General features: G+C 39.6%; 18 protein-coding genes. 6 read left to right on the top strand and 12 right to left on the bottom strand.

What is annotated here, in order from left to right:
* Positions 1–216 precede the first annotated feature (216 nt).
* Both rho and EWU23_RS09930 read left to right on the top strand, forming a co-directional pair.
* The gene (rho, locus tag EWU23_RS09935) at positions 217–1,734 is read left to right on the top strand and encodes a transcription termination factor Rho (protein ID WP_235942197.1); all 1,518 of its coding nucleotides are present in this window, start codon (positions 217–219) and stop codon (positions 1,732–1,734) included.
* A 1-nt stretch (position 1,735) separates the two neighbouring features.
* Positions 1,736–2,563, top strand: coding sequence for a dioxygenase family protein (locus EWU23_RS09930; RefSeq protein ID WP_166231673.1), 828 nt, complete (start codon positions 1,736–1,738; stop codon positions 2,561–2,563).
* Between the two features lie 3 nt (positions 2,564–2,566).
* Here the strand turns inward: EWU23_RS09930 and rocD are convergent, their stop codons facing one another.
* The 4 genes from rocD to gcvP form a co-directional block, all read right to left on the bottom strand.
* Positions 2,567–3,790 carry an ornithine--oxo-acid transaminase gene (gene rocD / locus EWU23_RS09925; RefSeq protein WP_166231961.1) on the bottom strand — a complete coding sequence of 408 codons (1,224 nt, stop codon included), beginning with the start codon at positions 3,788–3,790 and terminating at the stop codon, positions 2,567–2,569.
* A 186-nt stretch (positions 3,791–3,976) separates the two neighbouring features.
* On the bottom strand, positions 3,977–5,152 hold the full coding sequence (locus EWU23_RS09920) for an acetyl-CoA C-acyltransferase (RefSeq protein WP_166231671.1): 1,176 nt from the start codon (positions 5,150–5,152) through the stop codon (positions 3,977–3,979).
* Between the two features lie 21 nt (positions 5,153–5,173).
* A complete protein-coding gene (locus tag EWU23_RS09915) occupies positions 5,174–7,579 on the bottom strand; it encodes a 3-hydroxyacyl-CoA dehydrogenase/enoyl-CoA hydratase family protein (protein ID WP_166231669.1) in 2,406 nt (801 codons plus the stop codon).
* 159 nt (positions 7,580–7,738) lie between these two features.
* On the bottom strand, positions 7,739–10,621 hold the full coding sequence (gcvP, locus tag EWU23_RS09910; protein WP_166231667.1) for an aminomethyl-transferring glycine dehydrogenase: 2,883 nt from the start codon (positions 10,619–10,621) through the stop codon (positions 7,739–7,741).
* Positions 10,622–10,725: 104 nt separating this feature from the next.
* On the opposite strand from gcvP, the gene EWU23_RS09905 reads away from it, so the two are divergent.
* A complete protein-coding gene (locus EWU23_RS09905) occupies positions 10,726–12,327 on the top strand; it encodes a M28 family peptidase (RefSeq protein WP_166231665.1) in 1,602 nt (533 codons plus the stop codon).
* Between the two features lie 74 nt (positions 12,328–12,401).
* Here EWU23_RS09905 and EWU23_RS09900 read toward each other — a convergent pair whose 3' ends face one another.
* From EWU23_RS09900 to EWU23_RS09890, 3 genes are read right to left on the bottom strand one after another with little or no spacing between them, the layout of a single operon-like run.
* The gene (locus EWU23_RS09900; protein WP_166231663.1) at positions 12,402–14,558 is read right to left on the bottom strand and encodes a DUF4954 family protein; all 2,157 of its coding nucleotides are present in this window, start codon (positions 14,556–14,558) and stop codon (positions 12,402–12,404) included.
* A complete protein-coding gene (gene gloA2, locus EWU23_RS09895; RefSeq protein ID WP_235942196.1) occupies positions 14,555–14,956 on the bottom strand; it encodes an SMU1112c/YaeR family gloxylase I-like metalloprotein in 402 nt (133 codons plus the stop codon). Before gloA2 ends, EWU23_RS09900 begins: the two co-directional genes overlap by 4 nt.
* Positions 14,953–16,050, bottom strand: a complete 1,098-nt coding sequence (locus EWU23_RS09890; RefSeq protein ID WP_166231661.1) for a glycoside hydrolase family 130 protein — start codon at positions 16,048–16,050, stop codon at positions 14,953–14,955. Before EWU23_RS09890 ends, gloA2 begins: the two co-directional genes overlap by 4 nt.
* A 192-nt stretch (positions 16,051–16,242) precedes the next feature.
* On the opposite strand from EWU23_RS09890, the gene EWU23_RS09885 reads away from it, so the two are divergent.
* Complete coding sequence (locus tag EWU23_RS09885; RefSeq protein WP_166231659.1) at positions 16,243–17,166, top strand: sugar phosphate isomerase/epimerase family protein; 924 nt, start codon at positions 16,243–16,245, stop codon at positions 17,164–17,166.
* A gap of 104 nt (positions 17,167–17,270) precedes the next feature.
* Here the strand turns inward: EWU23_RS09885 and EWU23_RS09880 are convergent, their stop codons facing one another.
* The 5 genes from EWU23_RS09880 to EWU23_RS09860 all read right to left on the bottom strand — a co-directional run bounded on the left by EWU23_RS09880 (position 17,271) and on the right by EWU23_RS09860 (position 22,049).
* Entirely contained in the window at positions 17,271–17,594 is a 324-nt protein-coding gene (locus EWU23_RS09880) for an MmcQ/YjbR family DNA-binding protein (RefSeq protein WP_166231657.1), read from the bottom strand.
* The gene (locus EWU23_RS09875) at positions 17,572–18,216 is read right to left on the bottom strand and encodes a flavin reductase family protein (protein ID WP_166231655.1); all 645 of its coding nucleotides are present in this window, start codon (positions 18,214–18,216) and stop codon (positions 17,572–17,574) included. The genes EWU23_RS09880 and EWU23_RS09875 overlap by 23 nt, the downstream gene beginning before the upstream one ends.
* Before the next feature lie 39 nt (positions 18,217–18,255).
* Positions 18,256–18,399, bottom strand: a complete 144-nt coding sequence (locus tag EWU23_RS09870; protein WP_166231653.1) for a hypothetical protein — start codon at positions 18,397–18,399, stop codon at positions 18,256–18,258.
* A gap of 171 nt (positions 18,400–18,570) precedes the next feature.
* Entirely contained in the window at positions 18,571–19,590 is a 1,020-nt protein-coding gene (locus EWU23_RS09865; protein ID WP_166231651.1) for a zinc-binding alcohol dehydrogenase family protein, read from the bottom strand.
* Positions 19,591–19,595: 5 nt separating this feature from the next.
* On the bottom strand, positions 19,596–22,049 hold the full coding sequence (locus EWU23_RS09860; protein WP_166231649.1) for a glutaminase family protein: 2,454 nt from the start codon (positions 22,047–22,049) through the stop codon (positions 19,596–19,598).
* Between the two features lie 399 nt (positions 22,050–22,448).
* On the opposite strand from EWU23_RS09860, the gene EWU23_RS09855 reads away from it, so the two are divergent.
* Both EWU23_RS09855 and EWU23_RS09850 read left to right on the top strand, forming a co-directional pair.
* Positions 22,449–22,916 (top strand): GyrI-like domain-containing protein, encoded by a 468-nt coding sequence (locus EWU23_RS09855; RefSeq protein ID WP_166231646.1) that lies wholly within the window; start codon positions 22,449–22,451, stop codon positions 22,914–22,916.
* A 453-nt stretch (positions 22,917–23,369) separates the two neighbouring features.
* Positions 23,370–24,137 (top strand): DUF6577 family protein, encoded by a 768-nt coding sequence (locus EWU23_RS09850; RefSeq protein WP_166231644.1) that lies wholly within the window; start codon positions 23,370–23,372, stop codon positions 24,135–24,137.
* Positions 24,138–24,268 lie beyond the last annotated feature (131 nt).

Genomic DNA, 24,268 nt, shown 5'->3' with positions numbered 1-24,268 from the left:
GTAAAAAACTTAGAAAAGGCTTGACAAATTCAGCGATGTGACGTAGTATTGCACTGCGCTTCAATATCGTAAGCGCTCTATTCAATATTCCAGATTCCATTCCATCTATTGTTAGTTTCACAATTTTGTAGATAATCTGCTTTTGGGCATATCACAAAATCCTTTTGAAAAGGAATCGGGACTGTTATTCATTTAAGATTCATCATTTCCCATTTTATGGAAGAGAAACCGATCAGGAGAGTAAAAAAAGTACAAGAAGATTTACCTGCTACTGAGCGCCCGAAAAGGCAAAGAATTAAAAAAACTGGAGAAGATCAAGATGGTTCAACGCCTAGTTTCCAACTAGATGAAGCTGCACCGATTGTTAATATCCAGCCAGAACAAGTTTCAACACCTGTAGCCACTCAAGTTGAAGAACCCATTGAATACGATGCCATCATCCCTGCGGATGAGTTTTTGGTAGATACTTCTTTTGTTACTGGGGAAGAAAATGGTGCGGAGGCTCGTTCAGCGCAAGGAAGTCCTGAGGATTTAAAGAAATTGCCGAAAGAAGAGACATCTGTGACTCCGCAGCCTCATTTCAAACGCTCTAATTACAATCAAGTTATCAAGGAATTGGATGGTTTGATTGAAAACGAGGGTGTTTTGGAAATCATGCAAGAGGGAGGATACGGGTTTATGCGTTCTTCTGATTATAACTATTTAGCCTCACCAGATGATATTTATGTATCACCTTCTCAAATCAAAATGTTTGGTTTGAAAACAGGAGATACGATTAAAGGAACGATTCGTCCTCCGAAAGAAGGAGAGAAGTACTTTGCTTTATTGAAGATTGAAACGGTGAATGGTAAAACTACGGATGAGATTCGTGACCGAATCAATTTTGAATACCTGACACCCTTATTTCCTGAAGAAAAGTTGAATTTGTCTACTTCAGCAGACAATTATTCTACGCGTATTTTGGATCTTTTTGCACCGATTGGTAAAGGGCAGCGTGGCATGATTGTGGCACAGCCTAAGACAGGTAAGACCGTCTTATTAAAGGATATTGCTAATGCTATTTCTCGTAATCACCCTGAGGTTTATTTGATTATTTTGTTGATCGATGAACGTCCAGAAGAGGTAACTGATATGCAACGTTCTGTTCGTGCGGAGGTTATTTCTTCGACATTTGATGAACAGGCAGAGCGCCATGTGAAAGTAGCCAGCATTGTTTTGGAAAAGGCAAAACGTATGGTTGAATGTGGTCATGATGTGGTTATTTTATTGGATTCCATCACTCGTTTGGCCCGTGCTTATAATACGGTGGTTCCATCTTCTGGTAAGATATTATCTGGTGGAGTGGATGCCAATGCTTTGCATAAGCCCAAGCGTTTCTTTGGTGCGGCTCGTAATGTGGAGAACGGAGGGTCTTTGACCATCATTGCTACGGCATTAATTGAGACAGGATCAAAAATGGATGAGGTGATTTTTGAAGAATTTAAAGGAACGGGTAATATGGAATTACAGTTAGACCGTAAATTGTCTAACCGTCGTATTTATCCATCTATCGATGTAACCGCATCGGGTACTCGTCGTGAAGATTTATTGATGGATCCTGCGGTATTACAACGAGTTTGGATATTGCGCAAGCACATGTCCGATATGAATTCGGTAGAAGCCATGGAATTCTTACAACAACAAATGAAAGGTACAAGAACCAATGAAGAGTTTTTAGTATCTATGAATCGATAAGATGACAATATTGCCTAAGGAATTATTTTCTTTGGAAAAAACCAATCACATACAGCCAGTATGGTTTGTAGGTCATGGTAGTCCTATGAATGCATTGGCAGATAGTCCTTTTACGCAGCATTTAAATCAATTAGGTAAGACCGCTTTGGAGCATAACACTCCCAAGGCGGTCTTAATCATTTCCGCCCATTGGTTAACTCGAGGGACTTTTGTACAAGCCAGTGAGAAACCTAAGATTATATATGATTTTGGTGGATTTCCACCAGCTTTGCATACTTTTCCCTATCCCGCAGTGGGAGATGCTGAGGAGGCCAATAGGCTGGCTTCGCACAGTACTACCATTCAGGCAACTACAGAATGGGGATTGGATCACGGGGCATGGACGGTGTTATGTCATTTGTTTCCAAAAGCTGAGATTCCTTGTTTTGAGGTTTCTATTGATTATGGGCAACCTTTGGAATACCATGTCAGTTTAGCTCAAGAATTACAGTTTTTACGAGAAAGAGGGGTATTGATTTTAGGCAGCGGAAATATCGTTCACAATTTACGGGCAAGTATAGCCAATTTGGGAAATGGCCGAGAGTCATTTGGCTATGATTGGGCACAGGAATTTGATGTTTGGTCTAGTCAAAAAATTCAGGATAAGGACTTGAGTGCTTTGATACATTACGAAGGCGCTCCAGGTGGTATGGAATCTGTTCCTACCCCAGACCACTATATTCCTATGTTGTATTCTTTGGCCTTAGCTAGAAAAGGAGAGGAGGTTCATTATACCTATGATGAATTGGTTTATGGAGGTATATCTATGCGTTGTTTTGAGATAAAATAAGCTTTACGATTTCCAGTTTGCGAAAGTCTGCTCAATGATTTGGCAGGCTTTTTTTATGTCAAATTCTGAAATACATAGGGGAGGAGCCAGACGGATTTTATTGCCATGGGTTGGTTTAGCTAATAAGCCTGACCGCATCATAGATAAACAGATTTTCCAAGCAATAGGACTTTCTTCCTCCGTATTTATTTCAATAGCACATAGGAGACCTTTACCTCTGATCTCTCTGATTAGTGGGCTTTTATTGGCTAAATCATGTAAAAAGCTCATCAATTGATTTCCTCTGATTTGGGCATTTTTCACTAACTGTTCATCTTCTAAAATATCAATGGCCTCTGAAGCAATGGCACAGGCGAGGGGATTTCCTCCAAAGGTGGAACCATGTTCACCTGGTTTCAAAGTTAGCATGATTTCATCTCGACAAAGCACGGCCGAAACAGGCATGAATCCACCTGAAAGAGCTTTTCCAAGAAGTAATATATCGGGTTTTACATTTTCATGATCACAGGCTAGCCATGCGCCCGTTCTACCTAAACCAGTTTGAATTTCGTCGGCGATGAACAAAACTTGGGCTGTCTGACAAAGTTCACTTGCCTTTTTTAAGTAGTCCGAGTCAGGTAATATGACACCTGCTTCCCCTTGAATGGGTTCCACCATAAAACCTGCTACATGTGGGTTTTTCAAAGCTGATTCCAATGCCTCTAGATCATTATAAGGAATTTTAATGAATCCAGGTAAAAATGGCCCGAAGTTGGTATAGCTTTGTGGATCATTTGAAGCAGAGATGGCCGCTATGGTTCTACCCCAAAAATTCCCTTCAGCCACAATAATTTGTGCTTGATTGCTAGGTATCCCTTTCACTTCATAGCCCCATTTTCGGGTCAATTTGATGGCGGATTCACCTGCTTCCACGCCGGTATTCATGAATAAGACTTTGTCGTAGCCAAATTTATAGGCCAGTTTTTTTTCGGCTAAACCCAGTTGGTTATTATGAAATGCTCTAGAACTTAAAGTTAATTGTTGCGCTTGTTTCATCATGGCATTCAATAACCTGGGGTGACAATGTCCTTGATTCACAGCACTATAAGCAGATAAGAAATCGAGGTATTCTTTTCCATCCACATCCCAAACGATGGCCCCTTGGCCTTTTTCTAAGACGATAGGTAGCGGATGGTAATTGTGAGCACCGTACTTTTCTTCTAGGTCAATGTATTGCTGGGTAGTCATAGGGGGAAGGGAAAGATTAGACACTTGAATTTGACATGACACTTAGATTAGATTTGACAACTTTTTAAAAGTTGTCAAATCTTAATAAAGATTAATAAATCTTAGCAAATTAGTAAAAAACAAAGGTTCCATTTTATTCGCTAAAATGGAACCTAATACTTGATATTCTTAATCAATTACCTGGATTTATAGTAATTCATAGATTCCTGCGACACCCTGTCCACCACCTACACAGGCCGTGACCATACCGTATTTTTGATTTCTACGACGCATTTCATTAAATAATTGAATGGATAATTTGGCACCCGAACATCCCAGTGGGTGACCGAGTGCAATGGCTCCACCATTGACATTTACTCGACTAGAATCTATTCCTAAGGTTTTGATAACGGCCAAAGATTGTGCTGCAAAGGCCTCGTTCAACTCAATTTGCTCAATATTATCCAATAGTAAGCCCGCCTTTTTCAAGGCGATTGGGATAGCTTCTACTGGACCAATTCCCATCAAGCTAGGTTCTACACCAGCCGTGGCATAACTTACCATTCTGGCAATTGGCTGTACATTCAATTCTTTTAAGAATTTTTCAGAAACGACCATCACAAATGCCGCACCATCCGAGGTTTGTGATGCATTCCCTGCTGTTACTGTTCCACCCATTGCAAAAACAGGTTTCAATTTAGCTAAAGCTTCCAGCGTGGTATCAGCTCTTGGACCTTCATCCTGACTTATGATGGAAGTACGTGTTTTCTTTTTACCTTCTTTGGCATCAAAATAATTCTCTGTTACGCTAATGGGAACAATTTCAGAAGCGAACTTACCATCCTTGATAGCTGCAAGAGCTTTAAGATGAGATTGGTAAGCAAAGTTATCTTGTTCCTCCCTAGTTACTTCATATTTTTTACTTACTGCCTCGGCTGTTAATCCCATACCGATGTAATAGTCGGGATGCTCTGAAGCTAAGTCATAATTCAAGACCGTTTTGTGGCCTAACATGGGTAACATGGTCATGGATTCAGTTCCGCCAGCAATCACACAATCTGCCATGCCTGAGCTCACTTTGGCCGAGGCAAGTGCTATGGCTTCTAAGCCTGATCCACAATAGCGATTGATGATAAAACCTGGAACGTTTTTAGGCAATGACAAAAGAGAAATGTATCTAGCCATTTGCATCCCTTGCTCCGCTTCAGGTATAGCATTTCCTACAATGAGATCATCTACTCGACTAGGGTCTAAGTTGGGAACTTGAGCGACCAAATGTTTGATAACTTCGGCTGCTAACGTATCAGGGCGAACGGTACGAAAACCTCCTCTATTGGCTTTGGCTACAGCTGTTCTGTAACCAGCAATGATATATGCGTTCATAATCAATTGATTTTGAATGGATTAATTTCTTGGTGGTTTGCCACCGTTTAATAGACTACTGATACGTTCTAATGTTTTCTTTTCTCCTGAAAGTGATAAGAAAGCCTCCCTTTCTAGATCCAACAAATACTGCTCTGTCACCAATTGTGGGCTATCCAAATCACCACCGCAAATAGCATAAGCCAATTTGTTGGCAATTAAAGAATCGTGTTCGGAGATGTAATTACCCATCTTCATACTGAAGATTCCAGCTTTAAATAGAGCTAATCCTTGTTTTCCTTCCACCCAAACATCCGAACGCTGTTGTTTTTGTACATAACCGGCATCTGCTAATGCTAAGGCTTCTCTTTTAGCTTCGGCAATGAGTTGGCTACGGTTCAAAACGATTCGGTCAAAAGGACGCAAGTAATTCATCTCTTTGGCCTCATATGCCGATGTACTTACTTTTGCTGTTGCGATGTTCATAAAGGCCTGTTGAAGTCGATTAAGTTCAACATCACCAGCCTGACGAGCATCACCCATGCGCATGGCCATTTCTTTTGTTCCACCACCCGCAGGAATCAAACCAACCCCTACTTCCACTAATCCCATGTAGGTTTCAGCATGTGCCACTAATTTATCGGCATGTAAGCTAATTTCACAACCCCCACCCAAAGCTAAGGTATGAGGTGCCACTACCACTGGAATGGATGAATAACGGACACGCATCATGGTATTTTGGAATACCGCAATCATATTGTTGACTTCATCAAATTCTTGATTGGCCGCAAACATGAATAGCATACCCAAATTGGCACCAGCAGAGAAGGCTTCAACCCCTTCATTTCCAATCACTAATCCTCGGTAATTTTTTTCAGCTAGGTCAATGGCCTTTTGAATTCCTTCCAATACCCCTTGACCCATGGTATTCATTTTGGAGTGGAATTCTAGGCATATGATATCATCACCTAAATCAAGGATGGTCGCATCATCGTTTTGGTAAACTATTTTGTCGGGCTTTAAGCTGCTAAGGAAAATTTGATTTTCAATTCCCTCAATCGCACGATAATTTTTTGAAGTAAGGTCATAATAAAGTCGTTTTCCTCCTTCATTTTTGTAGAAACTGGTGAATCCTTTTTGAGCCATTTCTAAAACCCAGCCAGCTGCTTCCATGCCATTTTCACGCATTAAATCAAGCCCCTTTTGAACGCCCAAGGCATCCCATGTTTCAAAAATGCCCAGTTCCCAACCAAATCCGGCGCAAATGGCTTGATCAATTTTTACTAAATCATCTGCAATTTCAGGTATGCGATGTGAAGCGTAACGGAAACCATCTAATATGGTTCTGCGGTAAAATTCGCCCGCTAAATCTTTTCCAGAAAGGAGTATTTCAAATCGCTTTGGTAAAGCATCAATGGCTTTGGAGCGATCTAAGGTTTCAAAGGAAACTTTTTGAGCTGCTCTATATTCAAATGTTTGTAAATCAAGGCTTAAAATTTCTGTTTTACCTTGAGCATTTTTTATTTTTTTGTAAAATCCTTGCCCGGTCTTATCTCCAAGCCACTTGTTCTCCATGAGTTTCTGGAGCATCTTCGGCAAGATGAAAATGTCTTTACTTTCATCATTGGCTACGGCTTTGTACAAATTGTTGGCTACATGAACAGTCGTGTCCAATCCCACGACATCCGATAAACGGAAGGTTCCGGACTTTGGTCGACCTACTACTTTGGAAGTCAATTTATCCACTTGCTCCACCGTTAAACCTAATTCTTCCACTACTTTCATCGTTTGCATCATGGAATAAACTCCAATCCGGTTGGCGATAAAGGCAGGGGTGTCTTTACAAAGCACAGTGGTTTTACCTAGGTTTGTTTGACCAAATCCCAATAAAAATTGGATGACATCTGGGGATGTTTTAGGTGTAGGGATAATTTCCAATAAGCGTAAATAACGCGGAGGGTTAAAAAAGTGTGTGCCACAGAAATGGTTTTGGAAGTCTTCACTTCTTCCTTCCGCCATTAAATGGATGGGAATACCTGAAGTATTGGAGCTAATCAAAGTACCTTTGGTTCGGATAGCATCTACTTTTTCGAATAAGGATTTTTTGATATCCAAATTCTCTACAATGACCTCCATGATCCAATCTGCCGATGCAATATCCTTTAAGTTATCATCAAAATTTCCCAGTTTGATGCGTTTGGCGAAATCACTCACGTACAAGGAAGCAGGCTTCGATTTTAACGTTTGTTGAAATGCAAGATTAACAATGCGATTTTTAACGAGAGGATGCGTCAAACTCAGGCCTTTGGCTGTTTCTTCGGCGGTTAGTTCTTTAGGAGCAATGTCCAGAAGCAATACATCTACACCAATATTGGCAAAGTGACATGCAATTCGGGAACCCATGATGCCAGAACCTAAAATGGCAACTTTTTTGATCGAACGATTCATTTGAATTATGTTTTTAATTAAAAAACGTAAGCGCGTAAAGTTAATTAAATTTTGAAATGTTATGCAAGCATACTAATTTTTTTTGATAAAAAAATCCACCCTTCCGCTTAACCTCGACAGCGTTTAAAACGCTGTCGAGGTTAACGAAAAATCAAAAAATTATTGCTCCATATAACTGCTAATAGGTTCGCAAGCACAGATTAGGTTGCGATCACCATAGGCCGAATCAATGCGGGATACGCTTGGCCAGAATTTATTTGCTTTCACATATGCTAATGGGAAAACGGCTTTCTCCCTGCTGTATGGGCGATTCCAATCGCCAATCAAAACCACACTTTGAGTATGGGGTGCATTTTTCAACACATTATTGCTCTTATCTGCAAGTCCGTCTTCAATTTCTTGGATTTCGGCACGAATACTCAATAAAGCATTGCAGAAACGATCTAGCTCTTCTTTGTTTTCAGATTCTGTTGGTTCAATCATCAAAGTTCCAGCCACAGGGAAAGACAAGGTAGGAGCATGGAAACCATAATCCATTAAACGCTTCGCTATATCTTCGGCTTCTATACCGACACTGGCTTTGAAAGGTCGACAATCTACAATCATTTCATGGGCGCAACGACCATGAGAACCTGTATAAAGAATGGGAAACTTAGTTTCCAATTTTGCTTTAATGTAATTGGCATTTAAAATTGCGGTTTCAGTAGCCCGAGTTAAACCTTCTCCACCCATCATAGCGATGTAAGCATAAGAAATAGCTAGGATGCTAGCTGAACCTACTGGACCCGCTGATACTGCTCCATGGCTATCCGCTTCTGCCGAGTCTGTCATAACGTGGCCAGGTAAAAATGGAACTAATTGCTTGGCTACGCCAATAGGTCCCATACCAGGTCCACCACCTCCGTGAGGGATACAGAATGTCTTATGTAAATTCAAATGGCAAACATCTGCCCCAATCGTCGCGGGAGAAGTTAATCCCACTTGGGCATTCATGTTGGCGCCATCCATATAAACTTGTCCTCCATTTTCATGGATGATTTCACAAATTTCTTTGATGGACTCTTCAAAAACACCGTGCGTACTTGGGTAAGTTACCATCAAGCAGGCCAAGTCGTCTTTGTGTTCAATGGCTTTGGTTCTTAATTGTTCTACATCAATATTACCATTGGCATCACAACCTGTTACAATCACTTTCATACCCGCCATTACAGCCGATGCAGGATTGGTTCCGTGAGCTGAGGAAGGAATTAAGGCTACATTTCGGTGAGAATTCCCGCGAGAAGCATGGTAAGCACGAATAACCATTAATCCAGCATATTCTCCTTGTGCTCCTGAATTGGGTTGCATCGACATGGCCGCAAATCCTGTGATTTCACATAACCAGTCGTTCAATTCCATGACTAAACGCTGGTAACCACGTGTCTGACTAGCTGGCGCAAAAGGATGAATCTTGCCTAGCTCTGGCCATGTAACAGGAATCATTTCCGTGGTGGCATTTAATTTCATGGTACAAGAACCTAATGAAATCATGGAGTGCACCATGGATAAATCTTTGGATTCCAATGATTTTAAATAACGCAGCATGCCATGTTCGGAATGATAACGATTAAAAATTTCATGGCTTAAAAAGGAGCTTTGACGAGTTAATTTGGCAGGGATTCTCCAAGTTATACTCATTTCCTCTCCTCCAATTCCTTCCATTTTAACACGTTGGAAGAATCCTAGTATTTCAACTACATCTTCTTCTTGTGTCGTTTCATCTAAAGAGATACTTAATTTACTGTTATCATTTCTGAAATAGCGGAAGTTTCGCTCCGATGCTTCAGCTATTTCTCTAATTTCTTCGGTATATTCTCCCGTAATGACGGTTATCGTATCAAAGTGATGTGTGTTTTCTAAGCTAAAGCCTAATTTTTGAACACCAGCAGCTAATAATTCGGTTAGCCCGTAAATTTTCGTGGCTTTATTTTTTAATTCTTCTGGTCCATGGTAAATGGCATAAGCAGCCGCCATGATAGATAAAAGTACTTGAGCTGTACAAATATTGGAAGTCGCTTTTTCTCTACGAATATGTTGTTCGCGCGTTTGAAGCGCCATGCGCAAGGCTCTATTTCCTTCGGCGTCAATGGATACCCCAATGATACGACCAGGGATGTTTCTTTTGTACTTTTCTTTGGTAGCAAAGAAGGCGGCATGTGGTCCACCAAATCCCATAGGAACACCAAAACGTTGTGAACTACCTACTACCACATCTGCTCCCATTTCACCAGGAGGAGTTAAGATGGTTAGGGCTAATAAATCAGCAGCTACCACTACTTGAAGTCCATTTTCTTTGGCTGAATCAATCAGTGCAGTATAGTCAAAAACCTCACCATTGCTGGCAGGGTATTGCAAAACGATGGCATAATATTGGGAATCAGTTACATCCAAGTTCAGGTGATTACCTACCACCACCTCGATTCCTAGAGGTTCTGCTCTCGTTTTGAGCACGTCGATGGTTTGAGGTAAACACAGTTCTGATACAAAAATAGATTCCGCCTGATTTCTTTCTGCGGGTCTTTGACCATGTAACATGGTCATCGCTTCAGCAGCAGCTGTTCCTTCATCTAAAAGGGAGGCATTGGCCAGTTCCATTCCTGTCAAATCAATGATCATGGTTTGGTAATTCAATAACATTTCCAGACGTCCTTGGGCAATTTCTGCTTGATAAGGAGTATAAGCCGTATACCAAGCAGGGTTTTCCAGGATATTTCTTAAAATAACGGAAGGCACTATGGTATCGTAATAACCCAATCCAATATGGCTTTTGAAGATTTTATTTTGCCCCATAATCTGTTTGAAATCACGTAAAAATTCAAACTCAGTTTTTGGATTTGGCAGTCGTAAGCCTTGCGCTAAACGGATGGGCTGAGGAACAGTTTGTTGAATTAAAGTAGTCAGACTGTCTACGCCAATGGTTTTTAACATGGCAGCGATATCAGTTGGATTTGAATTGTTGTGACGCAATGAAAAATCTTCCCTGTATTTGAAATTGGGGATCATAGGATGAAGGCGAAATTTATGTGAAAAAACGTTGTAAAATTAAACTTTTTATGGGATTTATTTTTCAATTCTTAACTTGCGAACTTAATTTTTTCCTCAACAAAATGAAAAAGACTTACTATTCGGTTTTAGCACTTTTTTTAGTTGCAAAACTTATCCCATTGAGCCTTTTAGCTCAATCAAATCCTGTTCCTTATGCATACAGCATAAAGGCAGAAGATTTGAAAAAACATTTGACTTTTATTGCTTCAGATAGCTTGAAAGGTAGAAATACGGGTTCGGCTGAACAAAAAGTAGCAGCGAATTACATTGCTAACCATTTCAAGGCAGTAGGATTAGCACCAGTTCAAGGCAGTTATTTCCAAAAAGTTGACTTAGTCAATCGGGCTTGGACCAATGTGGCGGCTCAAATCAAAGGTAAATCCTATGGATATTTATCGGATTTTATGGCTTATGCCTTAGCTCCGGTGGCTGCTGGAACAAAAACTCCCACTGTTTTTGCTGGTTATGGGGTGCAACAAGGTGCTTTTACTGATTTTGATAAGTTGAAAGCCAAAGGGGCCATGGTGGTGGTCATTGACGGTGAAGCTAAAGATCAAGCAGGAAATTATGTGCTTTCTGGCTCCAAAGATCCTTCGGCTTTTGGTAAGGCGACAGGCTGGAGAGAAAAAATGAAATTGGCCAAGGCAGCAGGTGCTATTGGTTTGATTGTCATCACGGATAAAGACGAGAAAACATTCAGTGCTCAACTGAATCAGCGCCAGGCGATGATGAAGCGTTTTGGAAATGAGCGTATGGTATTGAAAGATGAAACTCAAAATAAAGACGCGGAATTCCCTGTAATATTGATTTCATCGGCTATGGCGGCTCAATTATTGGATACCGATGTAGCTGCACTAGAGGCTTTCAAAACTAAGGTTTCAACGGAGAAAAAATCAATTGCTAGCAAGTTTAAGGCTGGGGTCATGGAGTTGAAAATTGAAAGTACCGAAAGTCCCGTGGATACCTACAACGTTGTTGGGTTTTTGGAAGGCACCGATAAAAAATCAGAAGTACTAGTAATAACAGCACACTATGATCACATTGGCGTTTCAGCGGATGGACGCATTAATAATGGAGCCAATGACGATGGTTCTGGTACAGTAACCGTGATGGAGCTGGCTGAAGCATTTGGAAAGGCCGCTGCCGAAGGTCATCGCCCACGTAGAAGTATTTTGTTTATGACAGTAACCGGTGAAGAAAAAGGTTTGTTAGGTTCTGAGTATTATTCGAATCATCCTTTGTTTCCTTTAGCCAATACCGTGTGTGATTTGAACATTGATATGGTAGGCCGCTATGATGATGAACACATTGGTAAACCAGATTATATCTATGAAATTGGTTCAGATAAATTGTCTTCTCAGTTAAGAGCCGTTTTGGAAGAGCAAAATAAAAAACACATTGGTTTAGAATTGGATTTTAAATTCAATGATCCAAATGATCCAAACCGTTTTTACTACCGTTCAGATCATTACAACTTTGCGAAACACAATATCCCCGTAGCATTCTTTTTCAATGGTGTTCATGAGGATTATCACCAACCGGGTGATGACATTGAGAAAATTGAATTTGACCAAGTTCAAAAAGTGGGTCGTTTAGTATTCTATATGGCCTGGGAAATATCGAACAGAGAGCAACGCTTACCAGTAGATTCCAATAAGCCTTAATCGCTTTATTAGTAGAGAAAAGAGCCTCAAATATCATTTGAGGCTCTTTTTTTGATGTTTCATTAAAAAATAATCTACAATTTATAATCTATAATTCTTTTTACAAATGCTTCATGAGTCTTCTGTGCCTGTAAGATAAAATCATTTTCCTTCCAATCTCCAATCACCTGTTCCATTTCTTTTTGGTTGTGGAACATGGCTTTGCGGAATGGATCTTGGAAATCTTTAGCTCGTGAGTTTTCAATTCCTTTGGCTATGAACTCAGAAACTTCGATTGCTTTATTTTTCCATTGTTGAATGAAAGTTAGATCACTTAAATCTTCCGACTGGATTATTGTCAAAGCAGCTAAAGCATTTTGAAATTTAAGATCAGGATATTGATCTGCTTGATCTTGGTAAAACTGATGTACTTGATTCCAAGAATTAATTTTTCCAGAACGAATATTTGATTTCAGATGATCCACTGCTTCTGTCGGGAATAATTGTCCACCTAGATTTTCCCAAGTTGAGATGGACTTGTTGGAGGCTTTTATTAGGAGCTCTCTGGCAGGTGTCGTGGGATTTCTTTCCTGAGTCAAAAGCCATTCTTGGAAGGCATGGTAATAGATTAAGTCTTTAAATATGTGGTAGGCTCGGTAACTTTTCGCGATTTTACTTTTGCGTTTGGAATTTTCAATTCCCGTAGCCCAAACATCCATGCTAATGTTTTCATGGGCAGGATTTTCCAACCATTTTTTTCCAGCATTTTGTGTCTTTTCAGGTAGAGAATCTCCCACCCATTTCTCTAAAAGTTGGATGGCATGTAATATTTCCTCTATGGTATCTGGTGCTAAGAAATCATATTCCAAAAGCATGTTTTTATTAATTCTTTGGTCACGATTGGCAAATTTCCATGCATTTCTTGCCAAGGCATATAAGTTATATTGGAACCAATACGCCGCTATGATTAATAAACCTCCCGATGCATCGTCGTTACCAATCAAAGAAAAAGGCAGGGGATTTTGAATTTCTGCTGGATAATTTCCTTTCGAAATCAGATTGAAGCTAGCAAATTTAGAATTGTGTTTTAAGCTAATAGAAAGACCTGGCCAAAACCCTCTGCCCGCTTGTAATTCCCCATCCGCACCCCGACTGTTATGGTTGGAACCCAGTGTAGCACCAGCTGCCATGTTACTTTGACCTTTGATGATAGCTGCGCAAAGGAATGAATTATTATGATGTTGTTCATGGGCTGGGAAAATGAGTGCATTTAATACCTCACAGCATGAAATAGTAGAATTACTACCTAAAAAGGAGTTAATTAAACGAGCACCATATTTCAGTTGGGAATGAGCCGCTAATATAAAACGAACCGCCTTGACTCCGTAAAAAATCCGACAACCCTCGTGAATAATACCATTGACAAGTTCACAACCTTCGCCTATTTGGGTATTGGCTTCAGGGTATGAAATAATGGTCAAGTTTTTTAATTTATTGGCACCCTTAATGTAAGTGTCTGAGCCCATGTTGACATCCTTGATGATTCCCGTATTTTTAATCACGGTACGGTCACCAATTTGGCCATAGTATCCTCTTTTGGTCGAAAATTCGGCTTGAGTTAGCGCTTTGTATTGGGCTTGAAGTTTCTCATCATCCCGATCTTGAGTCCATAAATAGGCATCAGCAGGACGCATCCCAACAAATGGAATCACTTTTCTGCCCCCATTTTCATTTCCAAGTTCTAGCCAGATCCGGATACGTTCTTCTTCTCCCTCTTTCACAATACCATTACCAAATTTGGCAGTTGGTGTGGTGGCTAATTCATTGACTTGAAGTATCATAACCTCATTGCCAATTTGATAATTGGATAATAAATTTACTCGATCAATACTGATATTGTCGCCAATATCACTACTTATGATCGTACTATTGTAAATACCGACAGGCATTCTAAGGTTTTTGAATTCCAAATAAACATGTTCTAATATCCCAATTCGGATGATGCCAAAAAACCGACAATTTTTAATGAGGGACGGGTTAAAGCCTGGCTTAACCTGAATATCTTTCCAGTTTTCCGCTTCATTAAAATTGGCTTCTAAGATTTCAATTTCACGAGTAGCCAGAGGCCGGTAGTCGGAAAGCTGGATATTTTTATTACGAAGATCGAATTCACTTTCTCCTGCTTTCAGGTATGTTTTACTGACAAATTCGAAGCCTAAGTAGGCTATGGGTTTCTTTTCTATTCGATTCATCTCTCGTAAAATTCAATGGGTAAATGATCAGGGTCACTCGTGAAGGTAAAGCGCTTTTCTGTAAATTCATCGACTCGGATTTCTTCACACGGAAGTCCTTTCTGCCCTAAAATATGTACTGTTTCGTCCAAATTGGATACCTCAAATGCTAGATGTCTCAGTCCACATGCTTCGGGTCTGGATAGTCGGGCAGGAGTTTCAGAAAAAGAAAATAACTCCAGGTAGTAAATCCCTTGAAAGCTTAAGTCTAGTTTGTAGGAATCTCTTTCTTTTCGATACACTTCACGTATGATTTCAAATCCGAGTATTTCGGTATAAAATTGTTTGGATATGGCATAATTGGAACAAATAATGGCTATATGATGAATGCCTATAAGGGGGATTTTGGTCTGCATCATTTTTGAGGACTAGTTGCTACAGCAATTTTAGAATCGGCCGTGCCATAATATAAAAACCAAAGGGAATGAAAAGGAACCAAACCTTCCACAAAACAAACTTCATTCACTTCGCCTATTTGTTCGTATACTTTATTGGGCCAAATGAATGGCGTATTGGAACGCTGGATTAACTGATAAGGCCTATCCACATGAAATAAAGCTTGTGCAGCACTGTAAGTAAATTTTGGGAAAGTTAAATCATTGAAATTGGCCGCATTGCTGCTGTTGTAAATAAGCAGAATACCTGACTTTTGAATTAAAGCATAGGGGCCAGGCTCTACCAAACGACTGTCGAAATAGCCTTTTCTCGGTTGAAGCACCGAAATTTTTTGTTTGTTTTCTGCGTCTTCTAATACATTCCAATGAATCAGGTCTTTAGATTGAGCCATAAACAAATCGGTATCTCCAAAATACATCCAGTAGTAGCCATCTATTTTTGTGGCAACCATCATTGTCCCTTCTTGTTTGACGACTATGGCACCCGATTTTGACCAAAGGTCTATGTATTTGGAATCTTGGAGCATAGGCCCCATTTTTTTCCAATGGATTAAATCAGTAGAGGTAGCAAAGCATAAACGAGCAGTTTTTCCATCATAGGAGGTATAGGTAATCAAATAATTGCCATCCTCCGTTTGAACGATACGTGGGTCTTCGATACCTCCTGGCCACTCGTATTTTTTAAATGCATCTTGCTCCGGAAAAAGTATGGGTTGAGGCATTTTTTTGAAATGAATGCCATCCTCACTAATGGCTAGACCAATCCTAGATGTGCCTAATGAATCCTGAGCACGATAGAGTAAATGAACTTTTCCATTTTTGATTAAAGCAGTGGGATTCAGTACATTTTTATTTTCCCAAGCTACGGCTTTACCTTGAATGGGGCACAAAAACTGCTGTTTTATATCTGGAATTAAGATAGGATTAGCCGTATCTAGTTTCTTAAAACCATTTATTTGCCAAGTAGCAGTACGTTGGTTTTGTGCCCAAGTGGGCAAGCAGAATAGATAAATCGATGCAGCAAAAAGATAGGAAAGGAATTTGTATGGTAGATTCATGAAGTTTTGCTAGAGTTTAAATTTACTAAAATGCCTGTTGAAACGTATATTAAAAGGTAATTTTCGGCAAATTATTACCGAATGGTCATGTTTTCAGAATCATTTAGAACAGCAATCAATTAAATTTTTAGCTATTTGATGCATTTGATCAAAGGAAATTTTAAATTGAGTAATCATACCTAAAACAGAAAAATGGAAAGACGTGATTTTTTACAATCCTCCTTATTGACGGGCTTAGCCACTGGCATGCCCCCAATACAAGATAAAATAGTGGTACCTAAATTACAGTCCAAAATCAAATTGAGTGTATCTAGTTATTCTTATTGGCATTTCAAGGGGGATAAATTTCCCATTGAAAAAGTGATTGATGATGCGGCTGCATTGGGATTGGAAGGAATAGATGTATTGCACAGACAAATGGAAAGTGAGGACAATGCCTATTTGCAAAAAATCAAGAAACATGCATTTTTGAATGGAATAGCATTAACCTGTTTATCTATTCATCAGGGATTTGTAACGCCGGATAAAGAGGAATTAAAAAAGCATGTCGATCATACAATACATTGCATTGAATTGGCCTATAAAATGGGGATACCTTGTTTGCGTTTAAATACAGGAAGGTGGAATACCATTAAGTCGTTTGATGATTTAATGAAAAACAGAGGGATAGAGCCTATTTTGCCAGGCTATACCGAAGACGATGGGTATAAATGGTGTGTGGAAGGGATTCAACGTTGTTTAGCCAAAGCAGAGGAATGTGGGGTATTGCTAGCCTTGGAGAACCATTGGGGATTAGGTTCAACTCCTGAAGGAATGTTGCGTATCCATGATACAGTTAATTCTCCTTGGTTGGGTTTATTAATGGATACAGGAAATTTCTTGGAAGATCCTTATGACAAATTAGAGAAAATAGCTACTAAAGCCAGTTTTGTTCAGGCCAAAACATATTATGGCGGAGGCGAATGGTATTCCTTGGAATTAGACTACAAACGGATTATTGCTATCTTAAAGAAGGTAAATTACCAAGGCTATATTTCCATTGAATTTGAAGGCAAAGAAAATGCCTATTCAGGGGTCAGAAAAAGTGTCGAAGTACTGAGAAAAGCTTTAGCTTAATTATCTATTTCTTGGACAACAAATCATTTTTTTAATCGTTCGCTCTGTGTCGCGCAACGCTGTCAAGGTTCCAAACCTTGCCAGCGTTAGGCCGGAGCGAATGCTTATTTTTTCAATACTAAGGCATAAGAATCCGCAATCATCTGTTTCAAGGTAGCAAAAGCGATTTGGCCATTGACCACAATGGTATTCCAATGTTTTTTGTTCATATGGTAACCCGGTAAAACACTGTCAGGGAATTCTTCTCTCAGCTCAATAGCCCTATTTGGGTCACATTTAACATTAAATCGTACGGGGATTTCATCCAATGAAAGCAACAAAAACATTTTATTGTTGACTTTGAAAACTAAATTGTCTGGTCCAAATGGAAGACTTTCTTCGGACTGTGGAAGACTCAGGGCGTAATCACGAATTTCTTCTAGGTTCATGGGATGCATCTGCCAAAACCTTGGCATAAGGGAATTGAGTCAATTGGTTTAATTGATAATAAGTGTCCAACCCTCCTGCACTTAGGCTCTGAGCTAAACCCAAATCAATATGACCATCTGGCAGAAGTATGGAATCTTCTATGGAAATATATTGGATTTTGCCGACTAATAAAACGGTTTGATTTGATTTGATCAGATGTTCTTCTTCCCAAATAAGTCCCATCTTGATCAAACTATGCTTGACAAAAGGCCCATCAAATTCGGGGATTGTCTCTTCTTCTATTTCACATGCTTCAAATTCAGATGTGCCAAATGGATATCTGGCAGATGTCTGATGGGCCTGCTGAACCATGGAAAGGGGAATTTGATTCAGCGTAAATTGTTTGTTCGCTTGAATATTTTTATACGTATGACTATTCTCACCAATGGGCCTAAATAATACACCAATCATCGCGGGGTAGGCTCCTATATGTATCACATTACTAAAAATGGCCAAATTGGATTGATGATGCTCATTATACGTTCCAATTAAATGAACCGCCTTTCCTCCAGTTAGATGATTGATTAAGTTTGTCCGAAACGATTTTTCCATCGATTCGATGTCGGCTAAATGGGCAATCATGATTTTAATTTTAAAATATGGAAGCAGCTATTCCTTGATTTATCTTAATAATTGGAAAATTTCACCCGTCTTAGCTACTTGTTTTTGCGTATCTACGGTTTGGGTTTTATTGATATCCACCACGACACCTTTGGGAACTTTAAACTTTTTGACATCTACCGTAAACATAAGCTGCTCGGGCAATCCCCATTGGGTCCTAGAAATCCAAAAACATTTCCTTTGAAGACCTGAAAGCTGACATCCTTCACAGCTTGGAAAGAGCCAAAGCTTTTGGAAAGATGTTGAATGGATATGATGGACTCAGGCATTTAGGATGGAATATGCCTTTCTAACTAGCATTCCCTTTATATTGTTTTAAGAATCAAACTCAACTACCGCCTTGATCACCGCTTGAGTAGGATCTAAAAAGGATTCAAAGTGCGATGAAACATCTTTGAATTTAGTACGGTGCGTAATGAAGTCTTTGGTATGTATTAATCCTTTTTTCATACAATCCATCACCCATTCAAAATCATTCCGAGTGGCATTTCTACTACTCATCAAAGTCCCCTCTCGCTTATGGAATTCAGGATGAGAGAATAGAACATGGCCTAATTGTAAACCCACCAAAATATATTTTCCTCCATGTGCCATGTATTGGAAACTATGATCTATGGCTTTTTTATTTCCTGTGGCATCAATGATCACTTGCGGCATGTCACCTTGGGTAATTTCTTGTAAGCGGGCCATCACATCCTCTTGACCCACTTGAACGGTGTGTGAAATCCCCAATACATTTTTACTGAAATCCAATCGGCCCGCATTCACGTCCAAGGCAATTACTTGCCCACCTGCAATGCGTGCCATTTCCATGACTCCTAATCCAATGGGACCTGCACCCACCACCAAGACCCAATCATCTTTTTTTATTTCAGCTCGCCGAACCCCATGGGCACCGATCGACAAAGGTTCTAATAAGGTATATTCGTCAAGACTGAGCTGTTCATCATAGACCAAAGCGTCTATGGGAACTTGTAAATACTCTCTCATAGCGCCGTCTTCATGTACACCTAATACACTCAGAGTCTGACAGCAATTGGTTTTGCCTTGTCGACAGGCCACGCATTTTCCGCAGGAATAATAAGGAATGACACTGACTAAGGACCCAATTCGATAATTTGATCCGGAACTTATTTCTACGATTTCACCGACAAATTCATGTCCTAAGATGCGTGGATAGGAAAAAAATGGTTGTGTCCCCTCAAAGGCATGCAAATCTGTTCCACAAATACCTACTTGTTTAATTTTAAGAATGGCCATGCCATCTTTCAAAGTTGGTCTTTCCGATTCTTGATATTTCCATTCAAATGGAGTGGTACAAACAAGTTCTTGCATGGATTTTATTTCTTTTTACGTTTGGCCCAACGTTGTTCCAACATTTTGATGAAATAGCCACCAACTACACTTCTAGCTTGGAAACCTACTTGTTTACCATTAGTTGTTTCATGCCAGTCGCTCAAAGGCACGCGCGACGGACTTTCTTGCATGAATTGATAGATAGGATGTACCAAAGCCTTGAATTCAGCAGGTTTGTCAGAAAGTGTGGCAGTCCACATAATCCAATCACTTTTGGTATACGTTTTTCTACTGTCCAAAGGCAAACCATAGGTGTTTTGTTTCTTCAAATAATAGGCCATTTCTTTTTCGTACACATATCTCGGGAATAAATTTAGCCCTAATAATTTGTCCCAAACCAAATTGTATTTTTGACTCCAAGTATTGTTTTTGTTAAACGTCAAAGCATAATGATCTCCTTCATCTGCCATCTCCACCCATTTCAAGGCATATTTTTGAGCAATTTTTTGCATGGAATCAGCCGTGCTTTTTAAACCCATATTTCGGGCCATCTGAGCATAGGACCCAATCCCAACAATCGCTTTGATGGACAGGTTAGCATTGCGGTCCAAATGTCCTGCAAAATCATCCGTACATAATTGATTGGCAGGATCTAAGCCATCTTTCACTAAAAAATCCACCCATCGGGTTAGGGTAGGCCAATGGGCTTTGGCTATTTGCGTGCTGTTTTCTTCTTTGCAGATGGCAGCTGTCAACAAAATCATATTTCCTGCTTCTTCCACGGGCATATCTTCAGGGTAGGTTTGTCCATTTGCCAAAGGATAGGTACCAATGTCATGTGCTGGGAAAGGTTTTTTCCATTGGCCACTTTCACTGTAATAGATCAAAGGCTCCACCATACCACGCAGTAATTTGGTATTGTATAGGAGGCTCAAAGGGGCAGAAGGATAGGTGACATCCACCGTCCAAATAGAACCATTACTGAAGTTTTCTTTTTGAGGGAAAAGCACCTCATTTTTTTCCCCTCGGACTAATTTATGCGCAGCGAGGGATTGTCTGTAGGCGGCTACACAAAGTTCCGCATATTCTTTCCCTCCCGCTAGTAACGCTTCTTGAAATAACTGTTTGTCGAAGTTTTTGCATTGAACAAGAATACTCGGGTATTCTTTCGCAGCTCTTACTAGCAAATCATCCATGCTGGCAAAGTTCTTTTTCCACCAAGCTTGTAAATTTTTCTGGAAATACTGGATGGAATACAAATCATCATAAGCCAGCATGATGCTCGAATTTTGATTGGATTTAGTGGCTGTTATATCCCAAGAGGCAACCAAATAATCCGTACTGCTCGATTCACTAGAAGTTTTTTTTCCGTCGGCAAGGCTCATCAGCTGAGATTGAGAGAGAGTCTTCAATTGCTGCTTAGCTTGATTGGTCGCTAAATAGGCATATCCCCAGTCGATTCGTACATCGTCGCCCACTTTATTTAACACTTTTTGTTGATTAAGCCCCGTTTTCAAATAACGAACATTGCCTTTTTTGCCCGTGCTGACTTGGACAATTTGTTCTTTTTCATTTTTGGCAATATCTGAAGACAAGCCAAAAGTGATTTTGGTTTTATGTGTTTTATTATCGGTGGATTGTATGCCGAAATTGATATAAGAAACCGGTCTTGAAAGCAAGTCGAGGTTGGAAGCCAAGAGCGGAGAAAGAAAATTCACCTGTAATTTAACAGGCCCACAGGTAAACTGGTAGCTAGTCTGGGTAGCGGTGATTTGAACCGAATTTTGAATCGCTAGATTCGACTGAGTGGAGCGAGATTGTTTCGCAAAACCGGCATCCAGCCAAGAATTTCCGACAGGATTCATGCAATGAATGGCCAAGATATTTTTGCCTTTTTTCAGCTTGCTTTTTATGAGATCACTTAATGGATAGTCTTTCAATTGCTTGGTATGGCAGTTTTCGCAAGAATATACCGGGTAGCCATTGAGGTAAACTTCAACGTCATCATCATGGCGCAGTTGAAGGATTAATTGATCGATGTCGAAGTCTTGTAGATCAAAAGCTCTTCTCACCCAAATGTTTTTAGTGTTCCAAGGCGTATTCCATTTATTGTCCCAACCTTTACCAAAAGGCAATTTTCCCTTATTCCAATAGACATCATTGAAGTGGGAGGTCATCCAATCCTCAGCAGGTTTGGTCTCTGTGAATTGAACCTCAATGGGCTGATTATTTTCAGCATGGGCAACAATGCCGGTAGAGGGATATTGTAAGGCACCTAAAAATTGGTAGGTTTTTCCGTCTACTTCCAATAAGCCAACTAAAGATTGATCGGAGCCAGTCCAGTGCCGTGTCACCGATTGATTTAATTGATCGGTAAAAGACCAAACACTGAAATAGGGGTCATGGGTGATGAGTGGATAGGCAGGAGCTTTACTAACTTGGGCTTGAGCAAAAAAGCCGAACATCGCTAAACTAGCGAACAGGAAAAATGATTTCATAGTAATGGTTTATGGAATTAAAGATAGGAAGATTCCATGCATCTACAAAAGGGTGAAAAAATATCGATCTACTGATAATCTGTGGGAAGATACCCTTGTTTTTGGTTGAAAAATGCTAGGTTTGTCCCTAACGCTGGCAAGGTTTTAAACCTTGACAGCGTTGGGGGAATTCCATTTATGTGGCTAATATGACCATTCAGTAAATAATCTGAATATTGGATTATTTATAATTTAAATTGAATAAATTCGGAATTAATAAAACGAAACAAGCCTTTGTTCATTCACTCAAGATTGGAAGGGTAAACGAAAGATCGTTTCGGGGATAAGTGAATCACCGGGCATTGTATGGGCGAGCCTTAAATCATTAAGCATAAATGAGTTAACAAATTATAAATAAATATGGATAGGACAAATATTTCTGAGTTCAAATTGATTGGACTCAAACTTAACAAGAAAACGACAAATGAAGGTGGGCAATCAAGTATTGACTGTGGTAACTTATGGCAGAAATTTGAGACAGAGAATATTGTAGAAATAATACCAAACAAGTTGGGTGAAGAAATTTATTCTGTCTATTTTGACTATGAAGGAGATGACACCAGACTGTTTTCGTACTTTATTGGTTGCAAAGTGGCAATTGACACTGAAACAACACCAAAGGGTATGGATAGTTTACTTATTCCTTCTGAGAATTACTTTAAAGTAACAGCAAAAGGGAAAATGACGGGTTGTATTTCAGATGCTTGGAAACGCATTTGGAGTTCAGGAATAAATAGAACTTATAAGTATGACTTCGAAGTTTATGATGAACGAAGTAAAGATTGGAGCAATGCGGAGGTTGACATTTTCGTTTCTTGTAACAAATAAAAAGGGAATTGCCTGTCTGATATAAAAAATCAACAAACCGCTAGCAACAGCTCATACGCAATGCGGATTTTAGAGGTTTTGCAAGTGCAGTTCCTGCGAGCAAGGTTTGTCTCGGTTGATACAGACGTAGCCACGCAATCCCGCCCGAACGCAAAGCCCGAAACCGTTCCAATGCTAAAAAGATAGACAATACAGCAAGGCAATGACCAAAAATGGATACGATATACTGACCATGTCGACCAAGCGGGCAGAGAACCTAGCTGGCCATGTTTTGCTGTTGTGACAGTTAATAGAAAAAAGCGTATCCAGCTTGCATTTTTAAAATTTATCTTCCATCCCACAACCCAAGTTTTGCAAAGATCCAAATTTTGCCAAATTTCATTATCTACTGGCGTTTTTTTGATTTCTAAATTAAACTAGAAATGCCTATATTTGGCAAAAAATGGGTCAACAATGCCTAAAATACTAGAGAAGAGATTGGTCGAAGAATTCAAGGATAAAGAGGCTTTTACACGGGAAGAACTCTTTCATTTTTACCGTTACTTCGAACCTGAACTGAAAGAAGGAACTTTCGGGTGGAGAATCTATGACCTGAAAAACAGAAATATCATTAAGCCTCTCAAAAGAGGATTGTATGTAATCTCTTATAAATCTAAATACAAACCGGACATCTCTCCCAATATGCTCAGAATTGCCAAACAAATATCCGAAAAGTTTGACGAAGTCAAACACTGTGTTTGGGATACGGTTTGGCTGAATGAATTTGTGCAACACCAAACGAGCAAATCAACTTTGTTTATCGAAGTGGAAAAAGGATTTGAAGAATCAATGTTCTATGCTTTAAAAGACAATTTGCATAAGGAAGTTTTTCTGACCCCAGACGATAAAGTCATTGATTTTTACATAGCTGAAAGTAATCAACCAATCATAGTTAAGAAGTTACTCACAAGAGCACCGCTGATTAAACGAACTGAAAAAAAGCTCAACTTCTACACTCCTAGCCTAGAGAAAATACTCGTTGACCTGTTCGCTGAAGAGCGCCTTTTCTATTATCTGCAAGGTGGTGAATTGATTCACATTTATGAAAATGCTCTTAACAATTATGCTATTAATTTCACTAAGTTATTCAGCTATGCAAAAAGAAGAGAAAGAGAATACGAAATAAAGCAGTTCATGACTAACCATATGTTTCACTTGGTAAAAGATATTATTAATGATTAAGGACCAATACTGTCCTAAACGTTTTTGATTTCCGTAAAACTACTTGATTGCTATGAAATTGGAGGTATTTTATTGTTTTTAAAAAAGTAACCCCTGTACATATTTATCGTTTGGTTCTTTTGGGGGTTCAC

This window comes from Aquirufa beregesia (assembly GCF_011090385.1).
GTDB lineage: Bacteria > Bacteroidota > Bacteroidia > Cytophagales > Spirosomataceae > Aquirufa > Aquirufa beregesia.
This window is presented reverse-complemented; position numbering and strand designations above follow the sequence as displayed.

Excerpts from the sequence above, each read along its gene's own strand:
- EWU23_RS09890 (WP_166231661.1), bottom strand. The coding sequence starts at position 16,050 with ATGAATCTACCATACAAATTCCTTTCCTATCTTTTTGCTGCATCGATT.
- EWU23_RS09855 (WP_166231646.1), top strand. The coding sequence starts at position 22,449 with ATGGATAGGACAAATATTTCTGAGTTCAAATTGATTGGACTCAAACTT.
- gcvP (WP_166231667.1), bottom strand. The coding sequence starts at position 10,621 with ATGATCCCCAATTTCAAATACAGGGAAGATTTTTCATTGCGTCACAAC.
- EWU23_RS09885 (WP_166231659.1), top strand. The coding sequence starts at position 16,243 with ATGGAAAGACGTGATTTTTTACAATCCTCCTTATTGACGGGCTTAGCC.
- EWU23_RS09865 (WP_166231651.1), bottom strand. The coding sequence starts at position 19,590 with ATGCAAGAACTTGTTTGTACCACTCCATTTGAATGGAAATATCAAGAA.
- EWU23_RS09850 (WP_166231644.1), top strand. The coding sequence starts at position 23,370 with ATGCCTAAAATACTAGAGAAGAGATTGGTCGAAGAATTCAAGGATAAA.
- EWU23_RS09900 (WP_166231663.1), bottom strand. The coding sequence starts at position 14,558 with ATGAATCGAATAGAAAAGAAACCCATAGCCTACTTAGGCTTCGAATTT.
- EWU23_RS09875 (WP_166231655.1), bottom strand. The coding sequence starts at position 18,216 with ATGATTGCCCATTTAGCCGACATCGAATCGATGGAAAAATCGTTTCGG.
- rocD (WP_166231961.1), bottom strand. The coding sequence starts at position 3,790 with ATGACTACCCAGCAATACATTGACCTAGAAGAAAAGTACGGTGCTCAC.
- EWU23_RS09915 (WP_166231669.1), bottom strand. The coding sequence starts at position 7,579 with ATGAATCGTTCGATCAAAAAAGTTGCCATTTTAGGTTCTGGCATCATG.
- EWU23_RS09930 (WP_166231673.1), top strand. The coding sequence starts at position 1,736 with ATGACAATATTGCCTAAGGAATTATTTTCTTTGGAAAAAACCAATCAC.
- EWU23_RS09880 (WP_166231657.1), bottom strand. The coding sequence starts at position 17,594 with ATGAACCTAGAAGAAATTCGTGATTACGCCCTGAGTCTTCCACAGTCC.
- rho (WP_235942197.1), top strand. The coding sequence starts at position 217 with ATGGAAGAGAAACCGATCAGGAGAGTAAAAAAAGTACAAGAAGATTTA.
- EWU23_RS09920 (WP_166231671.1), bottom strand. The coding sequence starts at position 5,152 with ATGAACGCATATATCATTGCTGGTTACAGAACAGCTGTAGCCAAAGCC.
- gloA2 (WP_235942196.1), bottom strand. The coding sequence starts at position 14,956 with ATGATGCAGACCAAAATCCCCCTTATAGGCATTCATCATATAGCCATT.
- EWU23_RS09905 (WP_166231665.1), top strand. The coding sequence starts at position 10,726 with ATGAAAAAGACTTACTATTCGGTTTTAGCACTTTTTTTAGTTGCAAAA.
- EWU23_RS09860 (WP_166231649.1), bottom strand. The coding sequence starts at position 22,049 with ATGAAATCATTTTTCCTGTTCGCTAGTTTAGCGATGTTCGGCTTTTTT.